The sequence below is a fragment of the Aneurinibacillus aneurinilyticus ATCC 12856 genome (genome assembly GCF_000466385.1).
Classification (GTDB): domain Bacteria; phylum Bacillota; class Bacilli; order Aneurinibacillales; family Aneurinibacillaceae; genus Aneurinibacillus; species Aneurinibacillus aneurinilyticus.
Window position 1 is genome coordinate 9,667 of sequence record NZ_KE952818.1, and the last position, 19,382, is coordinate 29,048.

The following is a 19,382-nucleotide window of genomic DNA, read 5'->3' on the forward strand; positions in this document are numbered from 1 at the left end:
GCGGGACCGCAAAACATCTGGGTAGACGCGAAGGAGGAGACAGTTGCTGTCCTCTTTCGCCTAGCCAGGGCAATCGCTCGGAAAGGGAGACGAAAGGCCTTGTTTGTGTCTCGTTGTGGTGGCCTTTTTCCCTTTGTACAATCAACATCCTTGGTATCCATAGATGGATAGAAAAGAGTGACGCGTACGGTGTGCGTCCCCTTTGTTTTTCTTGCAGCAAAGCTGCATAAGGGCAACTAGAGCTGTTGCCTGAACAAATAAACAATTAATGTTAATTCTACCAGCCATACTGTTCCGGAGCCGCCCCTTTTGTCTCAACAACGATGGGCCGCAGCGGTACCACCGACTCTGTATCTATACTTTCCACTACCACCTTAAACAACCACTCATCACCATAATCGAACAAATACAAGAATGCTTTTCCTTCATATAAATCAGCATCGCGAAGCTGTAATTGATGAGCGAATGGACCGCCCGATGCCAAAAACGTTTCTCCCTCCTCTTGTGGCGAAGGGATTCGTTGCTTAGACCACGGCTTATTATCCATGAAGAAACTGTAGAGGTGATCATTGCTAAATTCAAATGCCTGCTGGATCGCTAGATGCAGATCGTCAAGTGTGTGCTTAGACGATAGGCTAATTTTGCGCCATACTCGACCGGTCAAGCTTACTTTCACTGTATATACGCCATCCATAGGCACTTTCGGCTCTCGTCCCTTAACCGGGGACAGTGTGTTCTGTAGCTCACCATGAGAAAAAAGCGACATGAAAGGTTTAAAGAAGGCCTCACCACTCCGATTCTGTTTTCCATCATCCATATGTTCTATTTCTTTAAAAAGAGAAGACAACGAAGAGCGGAAATACTCTCTCCCTTCCATATATTCATGCCCATCTGCAAGAGGCGCTCCGGGAAGACCTGTACCATCGCCATTTTCGCGTCGGTTTGCTACATTCCATGCAGGAAGCAGCCTCTCCTTGCATAAAATAGAAGAAAGAGCAATCCCTAATGCTGTCGGCGTAACCGTTTCGACTTGGAATACGCGCTTCGATCCTCTGCGCTTCATCTCTTCTTGATCTTGCGTAACATCCCAGAAGCCAAAATAAGCAAAATATAAAGCAAAATAATTTAGGCTTGAGAAAAGAATATCAAGCTCGCATATATAATTCCGGCGAACGATTTGCACCTTCTGCCTAGCCTGCTGTCTAGAAATAAATTCAAGTGCGAACGGAGTCGTATACACCGGTTTGTCTTCTTCATGTGATGTCATACGAAGCTCGTCCCAGTGTGTATCAATCCAGAATGTTTCAAGCAGGAAAAAATATTTCTCCGTTTCCGTTAGCTGTTCATATAATGCCAGACGCTCTGTCGGCCGCAGGATTCGGCTTCCTCGTTCCCCGATCGATTTCTCAAGCAACGAGCCCGCAAGCGCCAAATGATAGAACAAGTGAAGAAGTGGGTATGACTGCTGCTGGGCATGCTCACTCGTGTCAGAAGTATAATGCATGTGCTGGTTAAGCGTATGCAAATCCTTTTTCATCAACTGTTCTTTTGCTTTTGTAAGGGTGACGGGATGGGTACGGACATAGTCAATGAATGTCTGAAAATCGCGGACAAACAGAGTCATTCGTTCTATTTCCAAGCTTTGAGCATTCAACATAAAAAAACTCCTTTTATCGTATGAATTGTTTTGGCTATAGCTACGCTTATAATAAGAATTTCCGTCAAATCAAGTCAATTGCTCTTGTTTTGATAGTAAAAAACGAAAGAAAGCAGGGAATGAGAAATAATAATCTTTCCGCATCCCCTGCTTCGTCTATCGTTCCTATCCTTATTATTTAATCACATACGCTCCGCGAATCATCACGTACGCCGGACCTTTCACCACTTTTAACCCACGCTCATCATTTTGCGGCAGCAGTAAATGATGGTTGGCTGGAACATTCTTGCCCTTCGTGATATTGGTTCCTGCCGTCAAATCCGGCAGCCCATAGCCATCGCCAGCCGGTGTCTGAGCAACCGCTTTACCCGTACGCAAAATCAGCTCTGTCCCCGCATAGCCGATAACGGTACTGCCCTCTTCTACTTTCTCCACCACCAGCGTAGCCGATCCACTGCCTGGCGCAGGGTTCTGCGTACCAGACCCGGACTGGCCTTTTACCTGGTTAAGAATGTCCTGTCTGATTTGCTCCACATAGCTCTTCGTCACGACTGGGTCCGCGTCAGAGCCAGGCTGAGCTGGAGCAGCCGCCCCTGTTGAGAGTGTTCCTATGATTACTGCCAACGCCGCACCTGCAACTCCGTATCCCCATTTTTTCATGTCTTTTCCTCCCTCTATACATACATTATCCGGGTCCAACGGGCAGTAAGCCCCCCACTTCACATACGCTACATGGGAGATAACTGCCCCTAAGACCCCGATATGTGTAACTACGTAGATTATACTTGATGTTTTGACATGATAACGTGGCTGGAAGTAGAAAAATAAATGGGGAAAAGGAGAAGGAGGTAGAGACGCCTTACATTTCCGCAATTTTATCTGGCTAATCCCTTCTTTTTCTAACCTCTTCCCTTTTTCTTTTCTTGCTTCTCACCACAAGAAGATGTCAATTCATCAAATCATATGTATATACGCGACGGTAGGAAAAATGTTGTGAAACTCTCATAATTACTTCACATGTACGAAAATGCTTTGATCGCGTTTTTCCACATAAATAGCAGGAAAATCGCTACTCAGCTTGTTAAGCGCAACCCAAACCGTTCCATTTTCATTGTGCACATACGGATTGTCTTTCACCGAATACTTACGCGTCGTATCGCCACAGCGAAAAACAACCTGTTGACTTTGATTATCCCAATATACCTGACACTTGTACAAATCGGCGAACGGACGAAGTGCAATAAACCACTGCGTTCCTACCTTCTTGGCAATTCCCTCCGCTGCCGGAAAACCAGCTATACTTGCTGTACCGTCCGGATTCAGGCGAAGCGCGGTTGAGCCGTTCAAATATGTAATGGCTCTCATCAGTTGGTCGTCCGGTTTTTCTATTACAATATCGGGCATAATACCCTTGCCATTAATCTTATTCATCTGCGGCGAGAAATACTCTTCCACCGTCAATTTCAGAATACCGCCCTTCTCAAGCGGCATCGTAGCCTGTACGATACCTTTACCGAATGTTTTCGTCCCGATGACGGTGCCTACCTTATAATCCTGTAACGCACCGGCCAACATTTCCGAAGCGCTGGCTGTCCTTCCATTCACCAGCACAGCCATAGGAACTTTCATGGCTCCTGCTGTTGCTCGAATGTCGCTCTGTTTTCCTTCCCGGTTCTTTATATGTACAATAGTACCATTGTCAATGAATATATCGGCTATTCCTATCGCTGCGTCCACGTATCCACCGCCGTTATCGCGCAAATCGATAATGAGTCCCTTCATGCCGTCACTTTCCAGCTTGGACAAGTGCTTGCGGAATATTTCTGCACTGTTTTCACTGAAAGTATAAAGCGCAATGTAGCCAATTTTATTATCCAGCATCAGACTGTCTACCGGGGAGAATTGCATCTGTTCCCGTTTCAATGTTACGGAGCGCTCCTTACCATCCCGTTTCACAGTTAGCACAACAGACGAATTCGGCTCCCCTTTCATCAATTCCATCACCTGATCGATAGATTTTCCATATGTCCGTCTACCGTCCACTGCGATTACTTCGTCTCCCTCTTGCAGATCAGCCTTCGCTGCTGCCGAACCTTCAAATATACTCTGAATAATCAGCTTTCCATCCTTCTGCTGCGTGTATAATATCCCAATCCCGGCAAACGTTCCTTCCAAATCATTGTAAAAATCCTCAAATTCCTTTTCCGTAAAATACGAACTATATGGATCACCGGTTTCCTCTAACAATCCCCGGATCGCACCGTCTGTCAAACGCTTGACATCCAGTCTATCATTCAGATGCTTCTCCATCACTGTCGTAAGCACTTCATGAATACGAGCTTCCTGAGCAGCGTATGGATTATCTCCCTTTTCCTGCGACGTGTTTTCTGCCGCCCAAACTGGTATAGCGCTGCCACTTATGCTGGTTACTAATGCCCCCCATACAAGCAGCCTTTTCATTTTCATTTTCAATTTATTCGACTTCCTCTCCAAATGTACAAGCCTTCACTATACATCTACTATTTTGTCACAGGCAAGTAGTCCAAGGGAGAAAGGGACAACCACTTCTTCAAGTCTGCTGTATCTCCCTTTTCTCTTGTCTTCCATAACAAAATAAAGTACCCATTATTACAAAAATATATATTCGACACGCACGGCTGTTACCCTTTTTCTTCCTATGAATAAATTGCCAGTGCCGCATATACTTTACGCCGTAGCCACTGGCGATTCAGCTGCTTGCCTTCCACTACTAATTGCGAGGAACGGCCTCCATCCAGATTCAGTGCAGTATGGCATCCCGCCTGGCGCATCATATCAGCTAGCTTCTGACATGTCAATCCTGCGGGTCTTCCGTCGGTCACCGCAAGAATTACACTGTCTTCCGTAATGCCTATGGCAGTGCGCGGATGCTCCTGTAAGGCAATGTCCGCTTCCATATGTGCGCTCGCTTCCAGGCTTGGCAGCAGCAAAGGCGATGACTCCAGCGCCCAGCGCATCCTGGTAAAGTCGCCAATCCGCTTCCCTTGCCCTGTATCGATCCGCACTTTTCCAGATGTATCACAATAGACGAAGTACCCACCCAATGAACGTTCGATCACCGTACCGTTGCTGTACTTCATACCGGAAATGGAGTATCCGCCATCCAGATGAAAGAAGTTGGCGTTCATTAATAGTATCGGCAATTCCCTTCCTTCTTTTTTTAGTCGCGCATATGTATGAATTAATAATTCTCCTTCCGGTAGGCACGGAATAAGCTCCACCCGCATGCTGTCCGGGATTTGTACCAAATGCAGAGAATTTTTCTTCCAATATTTCATCTCAGCTTCTTTCCCCTTTTTGCGCATGTTTATCCTAAAATCTATATTCGGTGTAAACAATGAACATGCTTTAGCAATTTGAGACAAAAAGATGGCCTACATTATATGTACGATTGTAGCGTCACGTTTGTTTCACTTAATATTACTCTTAGGTATGAAAAAAGCTCCCTGATACGCCAGGAAGCTTTTCTCATTCATACAAAACAGCCACATGCCTCTAACTTAAGCAGTTATACTTTAAATTTCGCTACAAGAGCCTGAAGCTCTTCAGCCATTTTACTCAAGGCGGATGATGACGAGGCAATCTCCTCCATGGCTGCAAGCTGTTCTTCGGTAGCCGCCGAGATGCTCTGTGTACCTTCCGTCGCCTTTTCGGTCACTTTTGTAATCACATCAATCGAATGAACAATCTGTTCCGTGTTTAATGATATATCTTCGGTGGCAGTCGACACTTCACTTATTTGCTTGGCTGCGCCATCAACCGCCTTTTCGATACGAGCAAAAGAATTACCAGAAGCATTTACAACCTCTATACCTTCCATAACATTTTGTGTAGCTGTCTCCATTGAAGAAAGCGCTTGTCCCGTTTCCTGTTGAATCCGTTCGATTAAATCGGAAATCTGCTGGGCCGAGCTTGCCGATTCTTCCGCCAGCTTTCGCACCTCATCAGCCACAACAGCAAATCCTTTTCCCTGTTTGCCTGCTCTTGCTGCTTCGATAGCGGCGTTCAGGGCGAGAAGATTGGTCTGGGAAGCAATATTGCCGATGACGCCTACGATTTGGCCAATTTCTTCCGAGCGACTGCCCAGCCGTTTAATACTTTCGCCTAATTGCTGAACCGTACTTTGAATTGCATTCATCTGCCGAACCGCATGCTGAATCGATACATTCCCTTCCTGGGCAACCTCAGAAGTGCCGGCTGCCGATGCGGAAACCTGTCGGACATAAGATGCAATATCTCGCATCCCCTTGGACATCTGATGAATGGCTGTAGCACTTTCTGTTACACTATGTGCTTGCTCTTCACTTCCTGCAGCCACCTCCTGTGTAATAACCGCTACCTGTTCAATCGCCTGCGACGTTTGTTCGGAGCTAGCCGTCAATTCCTCGGCAGAGGCAGATACTTGTTCCGATTTTTCACGAACCTGGTAAATAAGCGTACGCAGATTGCTAACCATTGACTGAAAATTCCTTGCCAGATCCCCGATTTCATCTCTTTTTGACGTATCAACCTGTTCGGTCAAATCCCCCTGGCTAATTTTTTCCGTAGAACGCTGCAAAGCTTGCAGGGGACGTATAATAGAACGACTGATAAAGAAAATCGCCACAGAAGCGAGAAGTAAGGCGCCTGCAATCACAAATAAAGTCGTATAAAAAATGCCACTGGCCTGCTTATCTACTTCATTCGCACTCATCGTACCCGCAATCTTCCAGCCGGTTAGCTGATTTGTAGCAAAGGCTGATTTTTTTTCCTCGTTTTTAAGCATATAGGTTAAGGTGCCATTCTCTTGCTTGTAGAAAGAAGAGAAGAATTCTTCCTTTGCTTCCGCTCCCGCTTTTTCATTTGGGTGAGCAAGAAATCTTTTGGATTTATCTAAAATGAATATGTATCCCTCATGTCCTACCTTAATATTCTTCGTTAGTTCACTAATATAGTCGAGATTAAGCGTAAAAGCGAAAACACCGGAACCGTCTGCCAGCGTCTGCGCAACGGATACGACAACTTTGCCTGAACTTGATGAAACATACGGCTCAGTAATGACGGTACGCCCTTTGTTTTCCATCGCTTTCTTATAAAATTCCCTTGTGCGCGGATCATATCCTTCCGGCTGCTCTACCCGCGGTTCCTGAATCATCAGGCCATTTGCTGTCCCGACAAAAACACTCGGACTATCTGGATGAATTTCAATATATTGGCTTAGTTTAGCCCGAATCAGCGGGCTGTCTTCTCCCTGAATCATCGAAGCATTAATTTGCTTTGAAAAATAGTTGGCATCAACCATTTTGCTTTTCAGCAGGTTATCAATGGTGCTATTCACATATTCAACGCTTTTGGTTGCACTAAATATGAGCTGACTTTCAATTTCCCTTTTCGCTTTTCCATAGGCGACAATTCCTATTATAAGACTCGGTAACACGACTAACAAAACGCAAGATAAAATAAGACGGTTCTTGATCGTAAGTTTCGTATACTTTGTCATCGATTGCAGCCTACCCTGCTCTTTACTAATAAATCCTTCTTCCTTTCTTATGTCAAACCGTAAAGGTCTGTGATGCTAATGAAGTACGGTCAAGAAAACCACCCGCAAACATACGAACTACTTCTATCCTTCGACCTTTTTTATACAATAGATTCTTTGATACACATACAATAGCTTTTCAGTGGTTCTATACTGTTCTTCAATATCGCGGGCGGCATATAACATGCGGACCAAACTATCTGCCTCCTGTAGCAATTCAACGATATCGGTAGATGAACGTATGCGTTTCTTAAATGGAAAGCTAATCATCATATTCCTCCCTGCTTTTATTTCTCCCCCTTTGCCGTATTCTTTGCACCGCAATCCCTAGTTTGAACACCTGAAAACTTATTTCCTACTTAGCGATCACACACTTAAATATGTGTATCACGCCTGTTGATTGTCCAAAGAGGAAAAGGCCACCACAAAAATGTGTCGATTTATTAAATCAGATATATAGGGAGAAACTATTGTGCTTTATATTTTCCCTCCTTATATTCGCGCAGCCAACGATATATAGTTAGGCTGCTTATTCGGTATTTTCTAGCTACTAAACTATAATCTTTTATCTCTAACGCCTTTCTAATAACTTCATGTTTAAAATGTAAAGAATAATGCCTTCTCATGATTTTCCCCCTTCCTGAGTATTGGCCTATAACAATGTAACAAAATAAACATTTTGTTAGATTTAAAAGTAATATTATCCAAACAAACTACATTATACAGGTCTTTTTTCTTTAAATCTACAATATAATCTGTTTTTTCATGGGCTAAAAAGACTATCACCTTTCCTGTTGCTAGAAGATTGAAAAGGCTATTTGTATAAACATATAATTCCAAATTGCTATTTAGGAAGACTGTGAATGAAAACAGAAATAGTAAACACTTTGATATATAAGGGAGAACCCTGTTGCTTGTTTTTCTTCCTGCCACTCTTCTTCGAAAATACAATTAATATTTATTGCATATTTATTAATTGTATTTCTTTTTACAGAGGATAAAAAAATTAACAAAATGTTTATTTTGTTAGATTTCCAAAAAAATCCTCTGTTAGGCATGCATATTTCACAAAATAAAAAAGCGTACGAAGGGCGTTAAGACCCTTTGTACGCTTTTTCCTATATACATCTGGCTTGATGAATCGACCTCTTCTTGTGGTAAGAAGTAAGAAAAGGATAAGGGAGCATCAGAGGTTGGAAAAAGACACGTCGGCCTTTCCTTTGCCAGAGCACAGGGCGCATCCAACCTCTTTTTTTCCGACTTTCCTACTTCCAACCATACTACCCTTTCGAAATATCAAGTGTAATTTATATATTCAGCTTTTATTTTGCGTCCTGATTATCAGCTGGCTTCTCCGCTTTCGGTTCAGCTTTCAGTTCAAAATTCTTCTGTGCAATCACGTTGTTAACCGTACCATATTTCTTATCTACATCTTCCAGTTTCAGAGGAATTATATGAGTTCCTTCCTGTGCCACAACGTATACGTCCGTTTTCAAATTCAAATCCAGCTTGAAGCCCTCTGCTGGACCCCAGCCCGTTTTATTGATATCCCACCATTTTCCTTCTGCATCCTGTGCCCACAGTTGTACACCTTCAACATTAGATGGTTGAATGCGTACATGGCCTTCATACGGATGGGCATTATCCTTGTCTACTGCAAGGCTTACTTTTACCGGCTGTACACCCGCGAACGCCTCAGCAGCAATCTTGCCATCAGCTGGAGCCTCACTCAACAGCTCCCGCGCCTCAACGCTCGCAGGTACACCTTCCGTTACGAACGTATACGTATTGTAAGCATGGGCCTCACCGTTCACTTTACCGATCCAGTTCTTCGCTTCCTCGTAGTTACTGATGACTTCTTCCACTTTTACTTTTTCCGGCAGAATCAACTCATCGATCATCGCATTCACTTTCAGCGCATTCACACCGTCTTTGACTGTAACCTTTGGCAGGGATATGCCTTGATCAGCTGCAAGCTCTGCGTTTTTCGCTACCTCTACCGTCTCAACAGAAGAATTCCCCTTGAAGCTAACCTTTACATTCTCCTTAGCAGCCTGTACGTCTTTCAGCTTTGCATTCTCAAATACGACTGTATTCGTATCTCCGCCCTCGATTAGCGTATTGCCCTCTACTGTTACGTTCTTCGCTTCGAAATCGTTCTGCACTTCCTTGGCAACCGTCAGATTGCCTTTCACCGTCAGATTATGAAGCGATATGTAATTCGCACGCACCGTCACGTCACCTTCAACATTCGCCTGATTTCCGTCCAATGTCACATTACCGCTGAATTCCGGCTCCCCTTCCGCTGGGGCCTGTCCAGCTGCCATAAGCTCCAGACCTTTTACCTTTGTAACGTTTTTAGCTCCATCTACTTCCACTTTTACCTGAGCATCTTTCAGCGCAGCCGCATTTTTCTCATTGAAAATTCCTTTTACGGCATCAGTCAGCTTGTATGACTGACCGTTCAATGTTAGCGTATCAGCAGTTACACTTGCTACTGTACCTGCTTGCTCTGAAGTTGTACTGTTACCTTCCAGCACCTTCGCAAGGTTCACAGCCATAACAGCCATCTCCTGACGCGTAGCCGTATCTGTCGGATTGAAATAATTATTGTATCCAACCATCAGCTTGGAATCCATAGCCGCCTGCACATATGGCTTCGCATCTGGCCATACTTTACCTGCGTCTTTAATTGTCAGGTTATCGCCTTTTCCTTCTGTGCTAATTTTTGCTGCTTTTACAAGAATAATCGCCAGCTCCTGGCGTGTAATCTTATCGTCAGGATGGAATTTTCCTGTTTCTTTACCTAACATCAGCCCAGCTTCTTTTACCGCTTCAATCTCCTTAATGCCCCATACCTTTACATCCGGGTAAGAAGAGACGGTTTTGTCCGGTAATTCGAGCTTCAATGCACCAGACATAATAATAGCTGCCTCCCGGCGTGTCAGATTATTCAACGGATAGAACTTTCCATCCGGATATCCGCCGATCCAGCCCATCTCTTTGGCCTGGGTGATTTGCTCACGTGCCCATGATGCAGCCGTATTCAAATCAGGGAATACCGGTGTTTTTTGCTGCTCTGTAGCAGCAGGCATTGTCGGAGTCGCGGACGTTGCCGTATCATCGGCAGCCCAGACTGCTCCAGGAGTTAATACCATAGAAAGAACTGTAGTGGTTGTTAATACCTTGTTGAATGTTGCTTTCACTTTTTTCTTCCTCCAGTAAAATTAAGTAATATATGAAGTTTTTTATGATATTACTTACATTATCATATTTTACTTGTCTTATCCTGTGGAAATTCAACCCTGATCTACGTATTCATTCCATGATTCCCGGCTTATCCGAAAGCATGAAAGCGGCGAAACATCTTATATCCGCCGCTTTCAGTTCTATAACCCTACCATTCTTCTGCAACGGTACGAAGTTTTTGTATAGCGCGCTGCTTTTGCTTTTTCACGCGTTCATACGGAATGCCCAACCGGTCAGCCACCTGACGCAATGTCATTCCTCCACGAATATGCAGCGTGATACATCTGGCCTCCTCCTGTGACAAATACGCCATCCATGATTGCCATATTAGTTCTTCTTCTATATTGTTATCAGTAGCTCCAAGCAGTTCCATCGGACTTCCACCTTCTTCCCCATATGATAGAGGGAGCGAGGGCAGGTAATGCTGTTCCCTCCACCGCTTCTCCCGTACATACCAATTGATTACGGTTCCTTTCACAGATAGAAAAAGGTAGGAAGAAAGAGCCATTCCCCGCTGTTCATCATAATAGGGAAGTCTCTTCCAGCATGCAATCCGCGCCTCCTGCTTCGCCTCTTCCCTTAGAGGACCCGGCGGAAAACGTATCAGCCATTTCTCAATCAGTGGCTCATACTCTTCAAAAAAACTTGTCCAATCCCATTCCTTCATGCTTCTCCCACAATCTGCGACGACCGGTCCCGCGTGTATTGCGCGCACCTTTATCTTACCGGCTTCCCGGATTGTGAGCAGAGCGCTATGTAACAATACAGAAGAAGAATGTACTTTTTTTCACATAAAAAACGATAGCTATCTTACATATAGAGCAAAAAAAGGGGCCTATATGCGGGGATACCCTTCATTTAATGGAGGACGGCTACGTGTGATGTATCGGTTACGTACATGATCAGCATTACGTAATTGCCTCATCAATTGCCTGCGTGAGCACGCAAGTTCGAATGTGTGCTGATCTCTCAAAATAAGCGTGCAGAGTGAATCCTCTGGATTTACCATATATGTTTCAACAGAAGAATGGCATGCATACACCGTACGATGATAAGGATTGGAAAAACCACGGCAGCCAAACGGCACAAGAACGAAATCCCGCTGCAAAATCAACGGCACATGTTTACGCTGTCCAAGCGTCTCACGGGCAAATCTCCGCACAAGTTCTTCATCAATATGGCACTCTTTAATTAACCGCTTACAAAACTGGGTAACTGTGCACTCTGTATAATATTCTTCTGGCCCGATATACAGAACCGTAACCTCCCCCCTCCCTTTCAATTGTCCAGGATGGAACAGATGCCCATATAACATAAACATCTCCACGGCTTTTGTTTTCGGCAATAATTCAGTCATACAGCTCCCCCTCACTAAATCATTTATAGAAAACACTCTATATCTGTATTATATTAGTATTTATTGTAAAATCAGGGTATATTTCATCGCAAATTCTGCGTCAGCTTTCCAAATTCCCACAAATTACAACCGCATTTTTCCGCAAAAAAACCTTCCGCCAACAAGTGGCGGAAGGAAAGGTAACTTTGTTCTTCATTATTTATACTCAAGCAAGTAATCGAACAGTTGCTTACGGATGCCTGAGAAAGTGTCATTTACGTGCAACAGGGCAGCATCAATGCCACCGATACCATCGTAGACAAGTATACTCGGTTTATTGGCTCCGAACTCCTTGCCGCGATCCAGGTATGCTTTTAGATGGGTCGTATTCTCCGGCTTCTGGCGCAGGCTCCAATCCCATTCCAGCATCGTACCGCCGCCTGTCTCACGAGCCATCGTATATGCTTGTCCCAGCATATCTACGCCGCGGAACTTCTTCCGGCCGTCAGCGAAGTAATAGTTTGGCTGGAACCAGGCGAAGTCGATGCCCAGCGTCTTCCATCTTTCTGCATTCGTAGCGCCCAAATATGGGGCCCAATACATCTTGTACCCTTTCTTATGTATCAGATCGGCTACTTTCTTCACAACGTCCTTATTGTTGTCCGGAATGCTCTCCTGTGTCCAATAGAATCCGGCCAGACGCAGCCCTTCAGGCTTCGCTTTCTCCCAGTTTGCTACCGCCTTCTCGATATATTGGCGCTGCAATTCTATCCGGCCATCATTAAGAAACGGTACTTTCTTCTTCTCTACAGGGTACGGCAGCGCAAGAATAATATTAATCGGTTGCTTATCACCCATCTGCTGCTGCGCTGCAAGCGATGCCTTCGTCAGCGTCTCAATGCTGTCGCCCGGTTTGAAAATATCATCCAAATATCCGGTCAGCGAAGGCGAATCGCCTACCTCATACTCCATCATAGAAAAGCCGCGCTCTACCATCGCCAATGGGACCATAATGACCGTCTCGAACATCCGCTCCTTCTGTCCGCGCACATCTGTTACTAACCGCTTCGTCAGCGTCTCTACTCTCGTTGGAGGGGGCGTCATGAATAGCGCATTGCCCAGCTCTCCATTCTCCACTGTCTTCTTATTTGTAAAGTGTGCATACACGGATTGCACTTCCCCGTTCGGCGCATACAGCCAATGGAAGCCGCCATTTTGCTCTACCTGATACCAATCGCCCATACGCGCGTAAGCGACCGTCTCTCCCGGCTTCTGCCATGTTCCCGTATTACGGGAGGACGGGTTCGGATATTGATACAGCGGCAAAGCCTGCTGGATGTTAATCCGCTTTACCCCAAGCTCCTTTGTCATATAGCCGCCGTCATCATACAGCCAGCCTTCACGCCCGTTGACTTTGACTTTATACCAGGTCGTTCCCTGCTGGGCAAGCACCTCAAGCCGCTGCGATGCAGGCGCTGCAATCTTCTCCGATTCCGGGTCCGCCTCCTTATAGACAGGCAGCGGATGATGCAAATACATATAATTCTGTGAGGAAGGGATGGTATCTCCCGTCATCTTCGGCACTTGACGAACATACACTGTTCCCGGTGCCTGCTTGACCCATACTTGCTTCGGTCCATACTGAATCTGGAACCAGTCCCCTGACCTATTTATCGGTTTCAACGGCATATTTTGCGCCGAGATAAAGCCTGCCTTCTCTTCTGTCTCCTCAGGCGTATTATACGTGAACGCATTGCCTAGGAAGAAGAGCTCATAGCCCGTCATATCCATCTGAGGCAGCGGTGCCGGTACCTCTGGCTTCTGTTCTTTCGGCTGTTCCGCCGGTTGTGTGGCCGGCTTTGTCACGGGATCCGCCTTCTCCGCCGCCAGTACTCCACTCCCCGCTCCCGCTTCACCTAGCGTCAATACGCATAAGGTACAAGCTAGAACCTTCACAAACTTCTTCTCTTTCTTTCTTCCCACTATCATAAGCTCCTTTCACAACTATAAAGTAAAACTTCTATCAGCTTAAGGCTCTTCATCCTTCACTGATAGTTAGTTGCACATATCAGGGTCTTAGGAACAGTTATCCTCCGCATAGCATACATGAAGCGGAAGACTTACTGCCCGTTGGACCAGGATAAATACTCAAAATCTACTATCCCTCTACTACCTTTTCCTATATTTGTCTTGAAGTCAAGTATATTATGAAAAAAAACTATAATTATTCTCTCATCTCTCGTTCTTTATCCCTTCGTTAACAAGGAATTGAAAGAAAAGATACCATATAGAAAGACGCACGACAAACAGTAATGTTGCTGGTAAAATGCAAAAGAAATCACAGTTCATCATTCATGTGAGGAAAGAACCGCCTATTCTCTCCTCCTCTCTTCAGTATACTGTATCATTAAATTTTAAAGTAATGCACAGCCTGGTGCATTTCATTTGCCATACGGGAAAGCGATTCGGCAGAAGCCTCCATTTCCTCCAGCATCGCCGCCTGCTCCTCCGAACCAGCTGCAATACGCTGCATGCTATTCGAAGACTCTCTTGCAATATTCGCCATTTCATTCATAGAGGCAGTAATCTGCTGGGCACCGGCTGACATTTCCTGTGATGTAGCCGCCATCTCTTCAATCTGTCCTGAAATATCCTCTATCTTCGCAGAAATGTCCGCAAACAGTTCTCCTACCTGTCCTACAACCTCCTTGCCTGATTGCACACTCTGCTGATTCTGTTCCATAGACTGAACCGCCTGAGTTGTATTCATTTGCACACGAGTAATCAGCTGGTGAATTTTCTCAGCCGACCTGGCGGTTTGATCGGCCAGCTTGCGAATTTCATCCGCAACAACTGCGAATCCTCTGCCCGCTTCACCGGCCCGCGCCGCTTCAATTGCCGCGTTAAGCGACAATAAATTCGTCTCCGCCGAAATATCGGAGATAAAACGTAGAATTTCATCAATTTCTTTTGAATCCTGCTGCAAAAGCTCAATCTGTCTTGCTGTGGTCTCTGTCGTTTCCTGAATTCGATCCATCTGTTCAATCGAATTCACCACACAGTCATTTCCTTGAAGAGATTGCTCCTTTACATCAACTGATGCTTCAGCGATTAAGGAAGATGCCTCTGCCACGCGCTGTACACCATTCGCCATTTCTTCCATCGCATTCACACTTTCTTCGACGCTCTGCATCTGAACCTCCGAGCCGTTGGCGACAACCTGGATGCTGTCAGCCATCTCATTTGTTGACGCCATCCCTTCCTCCATACTGGCTGTTAACTGTTCAGAAGATGCAGCCACCTGAGCAGCACTATGGTTTACGTGCCCAATAAGCGTATGCAGTTGATCAGACATCGTATTCACTGCCTGAACGAGCTGCCCAGTCTCATCTTTCGTATTAATATTCAGCGGCTCTCCCGTTAAATCTCCTTCTGAAATACGCCGTACATGCTCGGTTACTCTCACAATCGGCCGAGAAATAATATGGGCGACGTAGAAGGAAACGATGACTCCGACCAGAATCGCCAACAGGGAAATGATTCCTGTCATTATCTTCAACTTATGACCGGCCTCAATTAATCGTTCCCCTTCACCTTTCATTTTTATCTGTCTTTCGTTCAACAGCTTTTCAAATCCTGCCATCAGCTCGCGTGCCATTGGCTCTGCCGTATTTTTCAGGGCAGAAAGAGCGGCTGCCTTATCCCCGCGTTCGTACACATCAAAAATGTTCTGTTCGATGAACGTTCGCCATTGGGTGCTTTTATCGACTAATTGCTTTGTTTGTTCATTCCCGCTTAATTCACTCATCTTTGTTTGAATGGTTTTACTCTTTTCCGTATACTCATAAAATTTATCTTTATATTCACGATCACCAAATAGCATATAAGCGCGGACAAGCGCAATGCGTTGGGCGATGTTAAAATTCAGATTACCATCTTCCACTATTAAAGTAACCTGCTTATCAATCATATCCTCTACATTATGTTCAAACTTGTTCATCTCGAAAAGCATAAGGCCAGCTAATACAGCAAGCAACGCTAGCACCGCAGCAAAGCCGCTTAATATTTTTGTCCGTAACCTTTTCATTCTCCCTACTCCCCCCGTTCTTTATACATCCTTTTATTGGATTTTATCTTCTATTTTGTACAATATGATGATAAGACATATGCACAAGCTAAAAGACCTACTTATTATCGTTTAATAAGCAAAACCATTCCCCTGCCTAATCATTTTACCAAAAATCACAACATAAACAATACATTTATAGTCCTTTATCCCTATGAACTTTCTGGCATAATAAAAAGCCATTCTCTAACGTATTGCCAGAGAGTGGCTTTTTGCCATGTCAGACGTATATAAATATGTAAAGAAAAGAAGTCACAGCTGGGAAAATATCTACCCTCTAGTCGACAAATAATTCATTCCAATGCGTACCCCCACCTACGATCTGAATGCCAGCAACAGTCGCACGCAAAACAAAGCGCTGTGCATCTACCTTTTCTGCTTGGACACGGACAGCAGCAGCTTCCAGTTGCGTATCTACTGCCTGTACCAGTCCATCAATGCTGGAGTAATTCCCATCTAAAAGGATAGTAGCCGTTTTCGTTCCGTCACTTACCGTAAATTCCCGATTGGCATTCTGCTTTTCATCTTCTCCCCGGAAAATTTGCTGATTGAAAAATTCTGTTTGATTAGCTCCGCCGACTTCCAGAACCGCATTGGCTCCTGTATTGGTAGACTTAATCTGGAACGTATTGTCATCTATTTTCTCCGCTACTGCTTGCAGGGATGGCTCAACAGACAGATAATCATTAATTCCACCGGCCAAATCTTCCATATCATTATATTTCCGATTTAACAGAATGGTTGTTGTATTCGTTCCATCGCTGACTGTAAATTGCCTGTTCTTACTTGTATCCTTATCTGTGCCGCTATAAGTCGTTTGAGGAAAAAAGAATTCTTTGTCCTTCCCACCGATTATTAGCTTGGAACTTACCCCCACGGGAAATCCTTGCAGAACAACCTGTTTATCATTCAGGGCCCTTGCTCCGGCGATCATATCCGGCCCCTGAAAGTATGAATTGAATATAGACGCGATAATCTCGGCCTGATTCTTAGCCATATTCATGTTCGGATCACCATATACAAGAGGCCAATCAAGTTTAATGGTTACGGCCCTGGAGCCATTGCTTACAGTAAATTCCTTAGGATTATTAACAAAGAAATTCTTGTCGGCAGGCATCTCGTTACTTATAGCTGTTGGTTGTGTACCATAAATCGTTGCATAATCCAATTCGGTAATCGATTTACTTTTAGCAATCGCTGGTTTGGCAGGAGCTACTACAAAATCAAAGCTTGTAATTTCACGACTTGTAATAGAAGATAATACGTTATCGCTATTCTCGCATTATGCCAGTTCAATGGAACGGCCTTTGCTACGAGCCTACACCGTGCGGGCGCCTTTTAGCGCACACGGCGTTCCGCCAACGGATATGATTTCCATTTTTAACTATAAACACCATTACAATAGTGTAAATTAGTTAAAAGGGAACCTTACAGAAATAGTGAACCTTTTTTTGTTCCGCGATTCCTGTAAGGCCATAGCGTATCTTACAATTTGCCCGTTGTAAAGAAACGCATCTTCTTCCCGTTGACTGGGTCCCTTCGCTCCGGTCCGTTTTCCCCTCCCGCCATGTTACCATGACGGTGCATACGGCAGACCATCATCGCTACTACGAACCCGCCGCCATCCTCCCTGCTTCATTGGCGCTAACCCGCCTCTTCGAGGAAGACTTCAAACGTTCCGTTCTGTCTATCCCTTTACACAGTTGTCAATTGACAGTTGAGAGTTGACAGTTTCAAGGAATTTGCTAACTGCCAACTGTACATTGTCAACTTTCAACTGCTCTTTTGATGACCGTAGGTTCCCGCTGTTCAGGAGCAGGAACGATCCGTTTAACAGCCTGAATTGTCCGGATCGCCGCTATGCTATTGCAAGCATAGGGACGAATGCTGAACTGCTAGCATTTTACACAGCATCCGCTATCCTGCCCTGGATCGACATGGGTTCGTCGCCTAACCATAGCCACCTTTTAAGGAGCCCCGCAGTATTTTCAGTGGACAATTGATAGTTGACAGTTGATAGTTCTATTTTCTTTATGTTTTTTTCGATGTACGAATGATAGAAGTAAGAAGTTTTAGCAATGCCTGTGTGTCTTGCAGCAATGACTGACCAAGCTTTATGTCAGACGCTATTAATAATTCGAGCCAATATTCCATTTCTGCTGTTTCTTTTAAGGCAATAGATAACTTAGCTATAAAGTCCTTCTTACTTTGTCCTTCCAAACCTTCCCTGATATTAGCACCAATACTTGTTCCAGAACGGAGGACTTGTTTGGATAGTATATACTCCCCCTTCTCTTTCTGTAAATACTGGTACAGTTTTACGATTCGAATGGAAAAAGCAAATGCTTTGTCATAGACAATACTTTTTCTTTGCATATTTGTGTCCTTTTATTTGAACTATCAACTATACACTATCAACTGTCCACTAATTTCCCTACGACTTCACCTGACTTCACCCCTTTGGCCGGATAGAGCCTCACTGGATGCAGGAGGATTAGGCACATGACGTTTCAGTTGAGAGTTGACAATTGATAGCGACTAGCTTTTAACTATCAATTGTTAACTGTGCATTGTCAACTGAATTGGGCTGTTATCATGGGCGGGAATTTCACCCGCCAATTCGACAGAACAGTTAGAGAAAAACCCCATGTAAGGATTTATTTGAAGTAATCTGCATGGGGCCCTTTCTCCACTTCTTTCGCTCGTACAGGAAGTCCGGGCTTATGAAGTAACGTTTCGTTTAATTATTAAGCAATTTCTTCAGTTTCCAGTTGCTTTTTGTAGAATGTCTTTACTTTTCCGCTGCTGTCCACTTCATATATGGCTAACCACTGCCCTACTTTAGCTTGAAGGTCACTTTCGCTTTGGTAAGCAGCTCCTGGGGCAACGTCTCCTACATTTGGAACAATTGGTTCAGTATCTGTCACTTGTGCTTTCAAGGAAAGTCCTTGTACATTTACTGTTGCTTTAGTCATTCCATCTTTACTTCCCTTTTCAACCTTTACACTAAGCGCTGGTGCTGTAGCTGGGGCTTGTGATTTTTTCGTAGCCTTATTTGACTCTTTTCCATTTAAAGTAATAGATATCTGATAATCAGTATTTGCCAAAATATTTAACTGGCTCACTGTCACAGCCGCTGCTTGCGATCCCTTATTTGTTCCTGAACCAATTTCATTTTTTCCACTAACATTATATACCTTAACCATTCCACTAGCTGGTACATTCGCAACTACTACCGATCCGTTGTAAGGCGTAGTCCCTGCTGTATTTAGTACGTATGTGATATTCGTTACATCTGGTGCATTTGGTACCAAGTTATTAATCGCGGTTGCCAAACCTTCCAAAGCTGCATTCACCTGAGTTTGTGTCGCATTGGTATCTGCTGCTATATTCTTAGCATTCGTCAGGGCCGTTTGTAGTGTTGACCAGCTATCTGATGTATAATCTGCTTCTTTTA

Annotated in this window: 15 protein-coding genes; all 15 read right to left on the reverse strand. The window is 44.5% G+C overall.

What is annotated here, in order from left to right; translation table 11 throughout:
* Positions 1 to 277: 277 nt before the first annotated feature.
* Complete coding sequence (locus HMPREF0083_RS15165) at positions 278 to 1,657, reverse strand: plasmid pRiA4b ORF-3 family protein (RefSeq protein WP_021622406.1); 1,380 nt, start codon at positions 1,655 to 1,657, stop codon at positions 278 to 280.
* A gap of 174 nt (positions 1,658 to 1,831) precedes the next feature.
* A complete protein-coding gene (locus HMPREF0083_RS15170; RefSeq protein ID WP_040302979.1) occupies positions 1,832 to 2,317 on the reverse strand; it encodes a hypothetical protein in 486 nt (161 codons plus the stop codon).
* Between the two features lie 348 nt (positions 2,318 to 2,665).
* Positions 2,666 to 4,123, reverse strand: coding sequence for a S41 family peptidase (locus tag HMPREF0083_RS15175; RefSeq protein ID WP_021622409.1), 1,458 nt, complete (start codon positions 4,121 to 4,123; stop codon positions 2,666 to 2,668).
* 209 nt (positions 4,124 to 4,332) lie between these two features.
* Positions 4,333 to 4,974, reverse strand: a complete 642-nt coding sequence (locus HMPREF0083_RS15180; RefSeq protein WP_167331571.1) for a phosphodiester glycosidase family protein — start codon at positions 4,972 to 4,974, stop codon at positions 4,333 to 4,335.
* 230 nt (positions 4,975 to 5,204) lie between these two features.
* Complete coding sequence (locus HMPREF0083_RS15185) at positions 5,205 to 7,175, reverse strand: methyl-accepting chemotaxis protein (RefSeq protein ID WP_021622412.1); 1,971 nt, start codon at positions 7,173 to 7,175, stop codon at positions 5,205 to 5,207.
* A 123-nt stretch (positions 7,176 to 7,298) separates the two neighbouring features.
* Positions 7,299 to 7,487, reverse strand: a complete 189-nt coding sequence (locus HMPREF0083_RS15190) for a hypothetical protein (RefSeq protein WP_148315982.1) — start codon at positions 7,485 to 7,487, stop codon at positions 7,299 to 7,301.
* 194 nt (positions 7,488 to 7,681) lie between these two features.
* Positions 7,682 to 7,840, reverse strand: coding sequence for a helix-turn-helix domain-containing protein (locus HMPREF0083_RS30160; protein ID WP_021622414.1), 159 nt, complete (start codon positions 7,838 to 7,840; stop codon positions 7,682 to 7,684).
* 696 nt (positions 7,841 to 8,536) lie between these two features.
* Positions 8,537 to 10,420 (reverse strand): S-layer homology domain-containing protein, encoded by a 1,884-nt coding sequence (locus tag HMPREF0083_RS15195; protein WP_040302981.1) that lies wholly within the window; start codon positions 10,418 to 10,420, stop codon positions 8,537 to 8,539.
* A gap of 191 nt (positions 10,421 to 10,611) precedes the next feature.
* Complete coding sequence (locus HMPREF0083_RS15200) at positions 10,612 to 11,178, reverse strand: sigma-70 family RNA polymerase sigma factor (protein WP_148315983.1); 567 nt, start codon at positions 11,176 to 11,178, stop codon at positions 10,612 to 10,614.
* Positions 11,179 to 11,298: 120 nt separating this feature from the next.
* Positions 11,299 to 11,820 carry a hypothetical protein gene (locus tag HMPREF0083_RS15205; protein ID WP_021622419.1) on the reverse strand — a complete coding sequence of 174 codons (522 nt, stop codon included), beginning with the start codon at positions 11,818 to 11,820 and terminating at the stop codon, positions 11,299 to 11,301.
* A 195-nt stretch (positions 11,821 to 12,015) separates the two neighbouring features.
* Complete coding sequence (locus tag HMPREF0083_RS15210) at positions 12,016 to 13,782, reverse strand: DUF4855 domain-containing protein (protein WP_040302984.1); 1,767 nt, start codon at positions 13,780 to 13,782, stop codon at positions 12,016 to 12,018.
* Positions 13,783 to 14,206: 424 nt separating this feature from the next.
* The gene (locus HMPREF0083_RS15215) at positions 14,207 to 15,886 is read right to left on the reverse strand and encodes a methyl-accepting chemotaxis protein (RefSeq protein ID WP_021622423.1); all 1,680 of its coding nucleotides are present in this window, start codon (positions 15,884 to 15,886) and stop codon (positions 14,207 to 14,209) included.
* 316 nt (positions 15,887 to 16,202) lie between these two features.
* A complete protein-coding gene (locus tag HMPREF0083_RS15220; RefSeq protein ID WP_148315984.1) occupies positions 16,203 to 16,928 on the reverse strand; it encodes a hypothetical protein in 726 nt (241 codons plus the stop codon).
* Positions 16,929 to 17,956: 1,028 nt separating this feature from the next.
* Positions 17,957 to 18,301, reverse strand: a complete 345-nt coding sequence (locus HMPREF0083_RS15225; RefSeq protein ID WP_021622426.1) for a four helix bundle protein — start codon at positions 18,299 to 18,301, stop codon at positions 17,957 to 17,959.
* Positions 18,302 to 18,672: 371 nt separating this feature from the next.
* A partial coding sequence (locus HMPREF0083_RS15230; RefSeq protein WP_021622427.1) for an FIVAR domain-containing protein occupies positions 18,673 to 19,382 on the reverse strand: 710 nt, incomplete at its 5' end.